The organism is Aeromonas sp. HMWF015 (assembly GCF_963878965.1).
Lineage (GTDB): Bacteria > Pseudomonadota > Gammaproteobacteria > Enterobacterales > Aeromonadaceae > Aeromonas > Aeromonas veronii.
Genome location: NZ_CAWNZT010000245.1, coordinates 1 through 9,727, shown reverse-complemented (window position 1 = coordinate 9,727; position 9,727 = coordinate 1). Strand labels below are relative to the sequence as shown.

Sequence of the window (9,727 nt, the reverse complement as noted above, 5' to 3'; positions counted from 1 at the left end):
AGTTCTGGGCGGTCTGGCTGCTGTTAACGCTGCCGCTGCTCAAGAGCAAGCTCCTGCAAAGCCCAAGCGTGACAACAAGCGCCGCGCTGCTAAGTAAGGAGATTCGGTAAATGTTGCAACCTAAGCGTACTAAATTCCGCAAGACCCACAAGGGTCGTAACCGCGGTCTGGCCACCTCTGGTAACGAAGTATCCTTCGGTACCTTTGGCCTGAAGGCGACATCCCGTGGTCAACTGACTGCTCGTCAAATCGAAGCAGCCCGTCGTGCCATGACCCGTCACGTTAAGCGTCAAGGTAAGATCTGGATCCGTGTGTTCCCGGACAAGCCCATCACCGAAAAGCCCCTCGAAGTTCGTATGGGTAAAGGTAAGGGTAACGTGGAATACTGGGTTTGCCCGATCCAGCCTGGCAAGGTTCTGTACGAGATGGACGGTGTACCTGAGGCTCTGGCGCGTGAAGCGTTTGCCCTGGCCGCAGCTAAGCTGTCTGTTCAGACCACTTTCGTAATTAAGACGGTGATGTGATGAAAGCCCAAGATCTGCGTCAAAAGAGCGTCGAAGAACTGAACCAGGAGCTGCTGGGCCTGCTGCGTGAGCAATTCAACATGCGCATGCAAGCGTCCACCGGCCAGCTGGCTCAGACTCACACTCTGAAACAAGTGCGTCGTGACGTCGCACGTATCAAGACTGTACTGACTGAGAAGGCAGGTGCGTAATGACTGACAAGATCCGTACTCTGCAAGGTCGTGTAATCAGCGACAAGATGGACAAGTCCATCACTGTTGCTATCGAGCGCAAGGTAAAGCACCCGATCTACGGTAAGATCATCAAGCGCACTACCAAGCTGCACGTGCATGACGAAAACAACGAGTGCAAAGCTGGCGACCTCGTGGAAATCCGCGAATGCCGCCCGCTGTCCAAGACCAAGTCCTGGACCCTGGTTGCCGTTGTAGAAAAGGCCTAATCGGTACTTTGTAGTCCAAGCGGCCCCTTTCAGGGGCCGTTTGTTTTTTAGGCTACCTTTTCTGAAAATCCTGTGTTATAGTTTCGCGCCTTTTGAAGGCAGCCAGATCCCATTAGGGATAAGAAGTAAACAAAGCGGAGCACTAAGATGATCCAGATGCAAAGTATGCTGGGTGTTGCCGACAACTCCGGCGCTCGCAGTGTAATGTGTATTAAGGTTCTGGGTGGCTCGCACCGCCGTTACGCCGGCATCGGCGACATCATCAAGGTTTCCATCAAGGAAGCCATTCCTCGCGGTAAAGTGAAGAAAGGTGATGTGTATAACGCGGTGGTCGTACGCACCCGTAAAGGCGTTCGTCGTCCGGACGGCTCTGTCATCCGTTTCGACAACAATGCGGCTGTGTTGCTTAACAACAACCAACAGCCAATCGGTACTCGTATTTTTGGCCCGGTGACCCGTGAACTGCGTAATGAGAAGTTCATGAAGATTGTGTCCCTGGCACCCGAAGTACTGTAAGGAGTCGAACGATGGCAGCTAAAATCCGTCGCGAAGACGAAGTGATTGTTCTTACCGGCAAAGACAAGGGCAAGCGTGGCAAAGTCACTCAAGTCCTGATTGCAAAAGGTAAGGTAATCGTGGAAGGCATCAACCAGGTGAAGAAACACCAGAAGCCGGTACCCGCACTGGGTCAGGCTGGCGGTATCGTCACCAAAGAAGCCCCCATCGATGTATCAAACGTAGCGCTGTTCAACTCTGCCACTGGCAAAGCTGACCGCGTTGGTTTCCGGATTGAAGACGGCAAAAAAGTCCGTTTCTTCAAATCCACCGGCGAACTTGTGAAGTAATTGGAGTTTAACGATGGCGAAACTGCATGATTACTACAAATCCGATGTAGTAAATGAACTGTCCAAGCAGTTCGGTTACAAGACTATCATGCAAGTCCCTCGGATCGAGAAAATCACCCTGAACATGGGTGTTGGTGAAGCGATCTCTGACAAGAAATTGCTGGAAAATGCTGCTGCCGATATGGCTGCCATTTCCGGTCAGAAGCCGCTGATCACCAAAGCTCGCAAATCTGTTGCGGGCTTCAAGATTCGTGAAGGCTACCCGATAGGTTGTAAAGTAACCCTGCGTGGCGAGCGTATGTGGGAGTTCCTGGAACGGCTGATCTGCATCTCCGTACCGCGTATCCGTGACTTCCGTGGCCTGAACGCTAAAGCGTTCGACGGCCGTGGTAACTACTCCATGGGCGTGCGTGAGCAGATCATCTTCCCGGAAATCGACTATGACAAAGTCGATCGCGTCCGTGGTCTGGATATCACCATCACCACTTCCGCGAATACCGATGAAGAAGGCCGTGCTCTGCTGGCTGCCTTTAACTTCCCATTCCGCAAGTAAGGTTAGGGTTATGGCTAAAACATCCATGAAAGCGCGCGAAGCAAAGCGTGCCAAGCTGGTAGCCAAGTACGCGACCAAGCGTGCCGAGCTGAAAGCTATCATCGTTGACATGAACGCTTCTGAAGAAGCGCGTTGGGATGCTGTACTGCAACTGCAACAGCTGCCCCGTGATTCCAGTTCGTCCCGCCAGCGTAACCGTTGCAATATTACTGGTCGTCCGCACGGTTTCCTGCGCAAGTTTGGCCTGTCTCGCATCAAGGTGCGTGAGCATGCCATGAAGGGCGAAATTCCGGGCCTGAAGAAGGCTTCTTGGTAACGAATCTCGGGAGTTAGACTTATGAGCATGCAAGATCCGATCGCGGATATGCTGACCCGCATCCGTAACGGTCAGGCGGCGAGCAAAGTTGCGGTTTCCATGCCTTCTTCCAAGCTGAAAGTGGCTATCGCCAAAGTGCTGAAAGAAGAAGGTTACATCGCTGGCTACTCCGTAGCTGGTGACGTGAAGCCGGAACTGGAAATTGAACTGAAATATTTCCAGGGCAAGCCAGTTGTAGAACTGATCCAACGCGTAAGCCGTCCAGGCCTGCGTATTTACAAGCGCACTACTGATCTGCCGAAAGTTATGGGCGGTCTCGGTGTTGCTATCGTGTCCACGTCTAAAGGTGTGATGACTGACCGTGCTGCTCGCAAAGCAAGCATGGGCGGTGAGATCATCTGCTACGTCGCTTAATAGGAGGTAGGAAATGTCTCGTGTTGCTAAGGCACCCGTCACTATTCCTGCTGGCGTAGAGGTGACTCTGAACGGCCAGGAACTGACCATCAAAGGTGGTAAAGGTTCTCTGGTTCGCTCTATTCACGCCGGTGTAGAAGTGACCAAAGAAGACAATGTACTGAAGTTCGCCCCGCGCGGCAGCATCGCTGGTGCTGACGCTCAGGCCGGTACTGCCCGTGCATTGGTCAACAACATGGTAATCGGTGTTACCCAAGGCTTCGAGCGCAAGCTGCAGCTGGTTGGTGTAGGTTATAAAGCCTCCATCAAGGGCAATGCTGTTGCGCTGGCTCTGGGCTTCTCTCACCCGGTAGAGCATGCGCTGCCGGCTGGTGTGACCGCTGAGTGCCCGACTGCCACAGAAATCGTTCTGCGTGGCGTCGACAAGCAGCTGGTTGGCCAAGTCGCCGCCGATATCCGTGCTTACCGCGCTCCGGAGCCCTACAAGGGCAAGGGTGTACGCTATGCCAACGAGCAAGTGCGTACTAAAGAAGCTAAGAAGAAGTAAGGTAACACTATGGACAAGAAAGCAGCTCGTCTCCGTCGTGCTACTCGTGCTCGGAAAAAGATGCAGGAACTGGGAGCTACCCGTCTGGTTGTTCACCGTACCCCGCGTCATATCTATGCGCAGGTTATTGCAGCCAACGGTTCCGAAGTTCTGGCCTCTGCTTCCACAGTAGAGAAAGCCATCAGTGAAGCTCTGAAATACACCGGTAACGCAGATGCTGCTACCGCTGTAGGTAAGGCTATCGCTGAGCGTGCTATTGCCAAAGGCGTTCAGAACGTATCTTTCGATCGTTCCGGTTTCAAGTATCACGGTCGCATCGCTGCCCTGGCAGCTGCCGCACGTGACGCTGGTCTTCAGTTCTAAGCTAGGAGTCGAAGATGGCTAAAGTCGAATCTCAAGCCGGCGAACTGCAAGAAAAGCTCATTGCAGTAAACCGTGTTTCGAAAACTGTTAAAGGTGGTCGTATCATGTCCTTCACCGCGTTGACCGTGGTGGGTGATGGTAACGGCCGTGTAGGTTACGGTTACGGTAAAGCCCGTGAAGTTCCGGCTGCTATTCAAAAAGCAATGGAACAGGCTAAGCGTAACCTGAACAAGGTTGAGCTGAACAACGGCACTCTGCACCACCCGGTGCGTGGTGTTCACTCTGGCTCCACCGTGTTCATGAAGCCGGCCTCCCAAGGTACTGGTATCATTGCAGGCGGCGCTATGCGTGCTGTTCTGGAAGTTGCCGGTATCCACAACGTGCTGGCCAAGACCTACGGTTCCACCAACCCAATCAACGTTGTTCGCGCTACTGTAGACGCTCTGGTTCACGGTCAATCACCGGAACAGATCGCTGCCAAGCGTGGTCTGCGCGTTGAAGAAATTCTGGGGTAATGCGACATGGCTAACACTGTAAAAGTAACTCAAACTCGCAGCTCTATCGGCCGTCTGCCAAAGCACAAGGCGACTCTGCGTGGTCTGGGTCTGCGTCGCATTGGTCACACCGTTGAGCTGGAAGATACTCCTTGCGTACGCGGCATGATCAACCAGGTTTATTACATGGTTAAGGTGGAGGGCTAAGCATGCGTCTGAACACTCTGTCTCCGGCCGCTGGTTCCAAGCCTGAAAAACAACGTCGTGGTCGTGGTATCGGCTCCGGCCTGGGCAAGACTGGTGGTCGTGGTGTTAAAGGCCAGACCTCTCGTTCCGGTGGCGGCAAAGTTCGCAACGGTTTCGAAGGCGGCCAGATGCCTTTGAAAATCCGTCTGCCGAAGTTCGGTTTCTTCTCTCGCAAATCTTTGGTTTCTGCCGAAGTGCGTCTGAACGAAATCGCCCTGGTAGAAGGTGATGTGGTCGACCTGAGCACTCTGAAGCAAGCCGGTGTTGTTACTAAGAACATCGTGTTCGCTAAAGTTGTTCTGTCAGGCAACATTGACCGTGCTGTGACCGTTCGTGGTCTGTCCGTCACCAAAGGTGCACGCGCAGCCATCGAGGCCGCTGGCGGTAAAATCGAGGAATAATCAGTACAATGGCTAAGAAACCAGGATTGGATGTTAAAGCACAGGGTGGTCTGAGTGAACTGAAGAGCCGTCTGCTCTTCGTTCTCGGGGCGATTATCGTTTTCCGTGCAGGCTCTTATGTGCCGATTCCTGGTATTGACGCCGCCGTACTGGCCGAGTTGTTCCAGCAACAGAAGGGCACCATCATTGAGATGTTCAACATGTTCAGTGGTGGTGCACTCTCGCGTGCTTCTATTCTTGCGTTGGGGATCATGCCGTACATTTCGGCGTCGATCATTATCCAGCTGCTGACAGTGGTTCACCCCGCTCTTGCTGAACTCAAGAAAGAAGGTGAATCCGGCCGTCGCAAGATTAGCCAATATACCCGTTGGGGCACGCTGGTTTTGGGAACTTTCCAGGCCATTGGTATTGCAACCGGTCTGCCGAATATGATGCATGGACTCGTGACTAATCCGGGTCTGGGCTTCTATTTCACAGCGGTTGTGAGTCTGGTCACCGGTACCATGTTTTTGATGTGGTTGGGTGAACAGATTACCGAGCGTGGGATTGGTAATGGTATCTCGTTGATTATTTTCACCGGTATCGTTGCTGGTCTGCCGCATGCCATTGGCGCTACGGCCGAACAGGCACGTCAAGGGGAATTGCACATCCTGCTGTTGTTGTTGCTGGGCTTGATTGTTTTCGCAGTGACTTACTTTGTGGTGTTCGTGGAGCGTGGTCAGCGTCGTATCGTCGTTAACTATGCCAAGCGTCAACAAGGCCGCCAAGTATTTGCCGCGCAAAGCACACACCTGCCGTTGAAAGTGAATATGGCTGGTGTGATTCCTGCGATTTTCGCATCCAGTATCATCCTCTTCCCGGGGACCATTACCTCTTGGTTTGGTCAGGGCGAGGGTAAAGTAGCTGATATCCTGCAACAGGTCTCTATGGTCCTGCAGCCGGGTCAACCGCTTTACGAGATGCTGTATGCAGCAGCCATTATCTTCTTCTGCTTCTTCTATACCGCGCTGGTGTTCAACCCCCGCGAGACAGCAGATAATCTGAAGAAGAGTGGAGCCTTTATCCCGGGGATTCGCCCGGGCGAGCAGACAGCACGTTACATCGATAAGGTTATGACTCGCCTGACATTGGCAGGTGCGCTCTATATAACCTTTATCTGTCTGGTACCCCAGTTCTTGATGACTGCCTGGAACGTACAGTTCTACTTCGGTGGCACTTCGCTGCTGATTATCGTGGTAGTTATCATGGACTTCATGGCTCAGGTACAAACCCATATGATGTCTCATCAATATGGCGACGTCCTGAGGAAGGCCAACCTGAAGGGCTACGGCCGCTAAAGGTCGGCGTAGTTACGGAGTTAAGCAATGAAAGTTCGTGCTTCCGTTAAGGCAATCTGCCGTAACTGCAAAATCATCAAGCGTCACGGTGTGGTGCGTGTGATTTGCAGCGAGCCAAAGCATAAACAGCGCCAAGGCTAATTTTTTACGGTTAGTACTTGCAACAAATAGTTGTGCTGGCTAATATAGCCAGCCAACTTTTGTTGTGTATTGGTTGACCGCCACGTATCCGCTCACGGGCTTTGTGGTGGTCGTAATCTACTATATGTAGGAGTGAATAGTGGCCCGTATCGCTGGCATTAACATTCCTGACCATAAGCATGCAGTCATTGCTTTGACTGCGATTTATGGCGTCGGTCGTACCCGCTCCAAGGCCATCTGTGCCGCAGCCGGTATCGCTGAGAATGTGAAAATTAAAGACCTGGACGAAGCTCAGATCGAGAGTCTGCGTGAACAAGTAGGTAAATTCACCGTCGAAGGTGACCTGCGTCGTCAGATTTCCATGAACATCAAGCGATTGATGGATCTGGGTTGCTACCGTGGTTTGCGTCACCGTCGTAGCCTGCCTGTTCGTGGTCAACGTACCAAGACCAACGCTCGTACCCGTAAGGGTCCGCGCAAGGCTATCAAGAAGTAACGGGAAGGTAGAAAATGGCTAAAACTCCGACTCGTGCTCGCAAGCGCGTTAAAAAGCAAGTGAGCGACGGTATTGCGCACGTTCATGCATCTTTCAACAACACAATCGTGACCATTACTGACCGTCAGGGCAATGCTCTGTCTTGGGCTACTTCTGGTGGTTCCGGTTTCCGTGGTTCTCGTAAGTCCACCCCGTTTGCTGCTCAGGTAGCTGCAGAGCGCGCTGGTGAGATGGCCAAAGAATATGGCGTCAAGAACCTGGAAGTCATGGTCAAAGGTCCGGGTCCCGGTCGTGAGTCTTCCATCCGCGCCCTGAACGCGGCTGGTTTCCGCATCACTAACATTACTGATGTGACTCCGATCCCGCACAACGGTTGTCGTCCTCCCAAGAAGCGCCGCGTATAACGCTGTAGCTACTTGGTCTAGGATTGTTGGAGAAAGAAGATGGCAAGATATATCGGTCCTAAGCTTAAGCTTAGCCGTCGTGAGGGCACCGACCTCTTCCTGAAGTCAGGTGTTCGTGCGATTGATTCTAAGTGCAAGATTGACACCGCCCCTGGTCAGCACGGTGCGCGTAAAGCGCGTCTGTCCGACTACGGTGTTCAGCTGCGCGAGAAACAAAAAGTTCGTCGTATCTACGGCGTATTGGAAAAACAGTTCCGCAACTACTACCGCGACGCTGCCCGTCAAAAGGGTAACACCGGTGAAAACCTGTTGCAGCTGCTGGAAGGTCGTTTGGACAACGTCGTTTACCGTATGGGCTTCGGCGCTACCCGTGCTGAATCTCGTCAGCTGGTGAGCCACAAGGCCATCATGGTAAACGGTCGCGTTGTGAACATTCCTTCTTTCCAGGTTTCCCCTGAGGACGTGATCTGCGTTCGTGAGAAGGCTAAGAAGCAAGCGCGTATCAAAGCTTCCTTGGAAGTTGCTGGTCAGCGTGAGAAGCCGACTTGGGTAGAGGTTGACGCCGCTAAAATGGAAGGTGCTTTCAAGCGTCTGCCAGAGCGTTCCGACCTGTCTGCCGACATTAACGAACAGCTGATCGTCGAGCTTTACTCCAAGTAAAGCTAGCTTCTAAAGAGAGGACACAATGCTGGGTTCTGTAACAGATTTTCTTAAACCGCGGCTAGTTGACATCGAGCAAGTTAGCCCGACTCATGCGAAAGTGACTCTTGAGCCACTCGAGCGTGGCTTTGGTCACACGCTGGGCAACGCCCTGCGTCGTATTTTGCTGTCATCTATGCCCGGTTGTGCAGTTACTGAAGTCGAAATTGACGGGGTACTGCATGAGTACAGCAGCAAAGAAGGTGTACAGGAAGACATTCTTGAAATCCTGCTCAACCTGAAAGGTATCGCTGTGAAGCTGGAAGGCAAGGACGAGGTAACTCTGTCCCTGACCAAGTCTGGAACAGGCCCCGTTACCGCTGGTGATATCACTCACGGTGATGAAGTCGAGATCGTAAACCCGGAGCACGTAATCTGCCATCTGACTGGTGCCAATGCTGAAATCAGCATGCGCCTGAAAGTTCAGCGCGGTCGTGGTTATGTGCCTGCTTCTGCTCGTGTTCACAACGATGACGAAGAGCGTCCTATTGGTCGCCTGCTGCTGGACTCCGCGTTCAGCCCCATCGTTCGTATTGCCTACAATGTTGAGGCAGCACGTGTGGAACAGCGTACCGACTTGGACAAGCTGGTCATCGACATGGAGACCAATGGTACCCTGGATCCTGAAGAAGCCATCCGTCGTTCTGCCACTATCTTGGCCGAGCAACTGGAAGCCTTCGTGGATCTGCGCGATGTCAGCGTGCCCGAGAAGAAAGAAGAGAAACCCGAGTTTGATCCGATTCTGCTACGTCCTGTCGATGATTTGGAGCTGACAGTTCGTTCTGCGAACTGTCTGAAGGCAGAAGCTATCCACTATATTGGTGATCTGGTACAGCGTACCGAAGTTGAGTTGCTTAAGACTCCTAACCTCGGTAAGAAGTCCCTGACTGAGATCAAGGACGTGTTGGCCTCCCGTGGTCTGTCTCTTGGCATGCGCCTTGAGAACTGGCCGCCCGCCAGCATCGCTGACGAGTAATCCAGATTACGGGTTTCACAGATTTAGTTAGAAGGATAAGGTCATGCGCCATCGTTTGAGTGGTCGTCAACTGAACCGGAACAGCAGCCATCGTCAGGCAATGTTCCGCAACATGGCCAGCTCCCTGGTTCGTCATGAGATCATCAAGACGACTCTGCCTAAGGCAAAAGAGCTGCGTCGTGTAGTTGAACCGCTGATCACCCTTGCCAAGACTGATAGCGTTGCTAATCGTCGCCTGGCATTTGCCCGTACTCGCGATAACGCGATCGTGGCTAAGCTGTTCAATGAACTGGGCCCGCGCTACCTGGAGCGCGCCGGCGGTTATACTCGCATTCTGAAATGCGGTTTCCGTGCAGGCGACAACGCCCCTATGGCTTATATTGAGCTGGTAGACCGCCCGGCCGCTGCTGAAGCAGCTGCTGAGTGATAAAGAAAAAGCCGGGCTTGTCCCGGCTTTTCTTTTAATCCATTCTGATACTGCCTCAACTGCCTCAACTGCCTCAACTGCCTCAACTGCCTCAACTGCCTCAAC

The 9,727-nt window shown here is 52.8% G+C and carries 20 protein-coding genes; all 20 read left to right on the top strand.

The window, feature by feature from the left end:
* Positions 1-110 precede the first annotated feature (110 nt).
* The 20 genes from rplP to rplQ all read left to right on the top strand — a co-directional run bounded on the left by rplP (position 111) and on the right by rplQ (position 9,622).
* A complete protein-coding gene (rplP, locus tag AACS18_RS13135; RefSeq protein ID WP_005340612.1) occupies positions 111-524 on the top strand; it encodes a 50S ribosomal protein L16 in 414 nt (137 codons plus the stop codon).
* On the top strand, positions 524-715 hold the full coding sequence (gene rpmC / locus AACS18_RS13130; protein ID WP_005307965.1) for a 50S ribosomal protein L29: 192 nt from the start codon (positions 524-526) through the stop codon (positions 713-715). Before rplP ends, rpmC begins: the two co-directional genes overlap by 1 nt.
* Entirely contained in the window at positions 715-963 is a 249-nt protein-coding gene (gene rpsQ, locus AACS18_RS13125; protein WP_005307966.1) for a 30S ribosomal protein S17, read from the top strand. Before rpmC ends, rpsQ begins: the two co-directional genes overlap by 1 nt.
* 147 nt (positions 964-1,110) lie before the next feature.
* On the top strand, positions 1,111-1,479 hold the full coding sequence (rplN, locus tag AACS18_RS13120) for a 50S ribosomal protein L14 (protein ID WP_005307975.1): 369 nt from the start codon (positions 1,111-1,113) through the stop codon (positions 1,477-1,479).
* A gap of 11 nt (positions 1,480-1,490) precedes the next feature.
* Positions 1,491-1,808, top strand: coding sequence for a 50S ribosomal protein L24 (gene rplX / locus AACS18_RS13115; RefSeq protein WP_005307977.1), 318 nt, complete (start codon positions 1,491-1,493; stop codon positions 1,806-1,808).
* 13 nt (positions 1,809-1,821) lie between these two features.
* Positions 1,822-2,361, top strand: a complete 540-nt coding sequence (gene rplE, locus AACS18_RS13110) for a 50S ribosomal protein L5 (protein WP_005331162.1) — start codon at positions 1,822-1,824, stop codon at positions 2,359-2,361.
* A 10-nt stretch (positions 2,362-2,371) separates the two neighbouring features.
* Positions 2,372-2,677 carry a 30S ribosomal protein S14 gene (gene rpsN, locus AACS18_RS13105; protein WP_108612453.1) on the top strand — a complete coding sequence of 102 codons (306 nt, stop codon included), beginning with the start codon at positions 2,372-2,374 and terminating at the stop codon, positions 2,675-2,677.
* A gap of 21 nt (positions 2,678-2,698) precedes the next feature.
* Positions 2,699-3,091 carry a 30S ribosomal protein S8 gene (rpsH, locus tag AACS18_RS13100; RefSeq protein WP_005307980.1) on the top strand — a complete coding sequence of 131 codons (393 nt, stop codon included), beginning with the start codon at positions 2,699-2,701 and terminating at the stop codon, positions 3,089-3,091.
* A gap of 13 nt (positions 3,092-3,104) precedes the next feature.
* The gene (gene rplF, locus AACS18_RS13095; RefSeq protein WP_005340607.1) at positions 3,105-3,638 is read left to right on the top strand and encodes a 50S ribosomal protein L6; all 534 of its coding nucleotides are present in this window, start codon (positions 3,105-3,107) and stop codon (positions 3,636-3,638) included.
* A 9-nt stretch (positions 3,639-3,647) separates the two neighbouring features.
* The gene (gene rplR / locus AACS18_RS13090) at positions 3,648-4,001 is read left to right on the top strand and encodes a 50S ribosomal protein L18 (protein WP_005340606.1); all 354 of its coding nucleotides are present in this window, start codon (positions 3,648-3,650) and stop codon (positions 3,999-4,001) included.
* Positions 4,002-4,015: 14 nt separating this feature from the next.
* Positions 4,016-4,516 carry a 30S ribosomal protein S5 gene (gene rpsE, locus AACS18_RS13085; RefSeq protein ID WP_005340605.1) on the top strand — a complete coding sequence of 167 codons (501 nt, stop codon included), beginning with the start codon at positions 4,016-4,018 and terminating at the stop codon, positions 4,514-4,516.
* Between the two features lie 6 nt (positions 4,517-4,522).
* Positions 4,523-4,702, top strand: coding sequence for a 50S ribosomal protein L30 (rpmD, locus tag AACS18_RS13080; RefSeq protein WP_005307985.1), 180 nt, complete (start codon positions 4,523-4,525; stop codon positions 4,700-4,702).
* Between the two features lie 2 nt (positions 4,703-4,704).
* Positions 4,705-5,142 (top strand): 50S ribosomal protein L15, encoded by a 438-nt coding sequence (gene rplO, locus AACS18_RS13075; RefSeq protein WP_005340604.1) that lies wholly within the window; start codon positions 4,705-4,707, stop codon positions 5,140-5,142.
* Positions 5,143-5,150: 8 nt separating this feature from the next.
* Complete coding sequence (secY, locus tag AACS18_RS13070; RefSeq protein WP_005340602.1) at positions 5,151-6,479, top strand: preprotein translocase subunit SecY; 1,329 nt, start codon at positions 5,151-5,153, stop codon at positions 6,477-6,479.
* Between the two features lie 27 nt (positions 6,480-6,506).
* On the top strand, positions 6,507-6,620 hold the full coding sequence (rpmJ, locus tag AACS18_RS13065; RefSeq protein WP_005319705.1) for a 50S ribosomal protein L36: 114 nt from the start codon (positions 6,507-6,509) through the stop codon (positions 6,618-6,620).
* A gap of 139 nt (positions 6,621-6,759) precedes the next feature.
* Complete coding sequence (gene rpsM, locus AACS18_RS13060) at positions 6,760-7,116, top strand: 30S ribosomal protein S13 (RefSeq protein ID WP_005307991.1); 357 nt, start codon at positions 6,760-6,762, stop codon at positions 7,114-7,116.
* A gap of 14 nt (positions 7,117-7,130) precedes the next feature.
* The gene (gene rpsK, locus AACS18_RS13055; RefSeq protein ID WP_005307993.1) at positions 7,131-7,520 is read left to right on the top strand and encodes a 30S ribosomal protein S11; all 390 of its coding nucleotides are present in this window, start codon (positions 7,131-7,133) and stop codon (positions 7,518-7,520) included.
* 39 nt (positions 7,521-7,559) lie between these two features.
* A complete protein-coding gene (gene rpsD, locus AACS18_RS13050) occupies positions 7,560-8,180 on the top strand; it encodes a 30S ribosomal protein S4 (RefSeq protein ID WP_005340600.1) in 621 nt (206 codons plus the stop codon).
* A gap of 25 nt (positions 8,181-8,205) precedes the next feature.
* On the top strand, positions 8,206-9,195 hold the full coding sequence (locus AACS18_RS13045) for a DNA-directed RNA polymerase subunit alpha (protein WP_005307997.1): 990 nt from the start codon (positions 8,206-8,208) through the stop codon (positions 9,193-9,195).
* Between the two features lie 43 nt (positions 9,196-9,238).
* Positions 9,239-9,622, top strand: a complete 384-nt coding sequence (rplQ, locus tag AACS18_RS13040; RefSeq protein WP_005307999.1) for a 50S ribosomal protein L17 — start codon at positions 9,239-9,241, stop codon at positions 9,620-9,622.
* Positions 9,623-9,727 lie beyond the last annotated feature (105 nt).

Bases quoted from the DNA above. Each gene is read 5' to 3' on its own strand.
- rpsN (WP_108612453.1), top strand. From the start codon at position 2,372: ATGGCTAAAACATCCATGAAAGCGCGCGAAGCAAAGCGTGCCAAGCTG.
- rplF (WP_005340607.1), top strand. From the start codon at position 3,105: ATGTCTCGTGTTGCTAAGGCACCCGTCACTATTCCTGCTGGCGTAGAG.
- rpmC (WP_005307965.1), top strand. From the start codon at position 524: ATGAAAGCCCAAGATCTGCGTCAAAAGAGCGTCGAAGAACTGAACCAG.
- rplR (WP_005340606.1), top strand. From the start codon at position 3,648: ATGGACAAGAAAGCAGCTCGTCTCCGTCGTGCTACTCGTGCTCGGAAA.
- rpsD (WP_005340600.1), top strand. From the start codon at position 7,560: ATGGCAAGATATATCGGTCCTAAGCTTAAGCTTAGCCGTCGTGAGGGC.
- rplO (WP_005340604.1), top strand. From the start codon at position 4,705: ATGCGTCTGAACACTCTGTCTCCGGCCGCTGGTTCCAAGCCTGAAAAA.
- rpsE (WP_005340605.1), top strand. From the start codon at position 4,016: ATGGCTAAAGTCGAATCTCAAGCCGGCGAACTGCAAGAAAAGCTCATT.
- rplQ (WP_005307999.1), top strand. From the start codon at position 9,239: ATGCGCCATCGTTTGAGTGGTCGTCAACTGAACCGGAACAGCAGCCAT.
- rpmJ (WP_005319705.1), top strand. From the start codon at position 6,507: ATGAAAGTTCGTGCTTCCGTTAAGGCAATCTGCCGTAACTGCAAAATC.
- rpsH (WP_005307980.1), top strand. From the start codon at position 2,699: ATGAGCATGCAAGATCCGATCGCGGATATGCTGACCCGCATCCGTAAC.
- rplX (WP_005307977.1), top strand. From the start codon at position 1,491: ATGGCAGCTAAAATCCGTCGCGAAGACGAAGTGATTGTTCTTACCGGC.
- rplE (WP_005331162.1), top strand. From the start codon at position 1,822: ATGGCGAAACTGCATGATTACTACAAATCCGATGTAGTAAATGAACTG.
- rpmD (WP_005307985.1), top strand. From the start codon at position 4,523: ATGGCTAACACTGTAAAAGTAACTCAAACTCGCAGCTCTATCGGCCGT.
- AACS18_RS13045 (WP_005307997.1), top strand. From the start codon at position 8,206: ATGCTGGGTTCTGTAACAGATTTTCTTAAACCGCGGCTAGTTGACATC.
- rpsK (WP_005307993.1), top strand. From the start codon at position 7,131: ATGGCTAAAACTCCGACTCGTGCTCGCAAGCGCGTTAAAAAGCAAGTG.
- secY (WP_005340602.1), top strand. From the start codon at position 5,151: ATGGCTAAGAAACCAGGATTGGATGTTAAAGCACAGGGTGGTCTGAGT.
- rplN (WP_005307975.1), top strand. From the start codon at position 1,111: ATGATCCAGATGCAAAGTATGCTGGGTGTTGCCGACAACTCCGGCGCT.
- rplP (WP_005340612.1), top strand. From the start codon at position 111: ATGTTGCAACCTAAGCGTACTAAATTCCGCAAGACCCACAAGGGTCGT.
- rpsQ (WP_005307966.1), top strand. From the start codon at position 715: ATGACTGACAAGATCCGTACTCTGCAAGGTCGTGTAATCAGCGACAAG.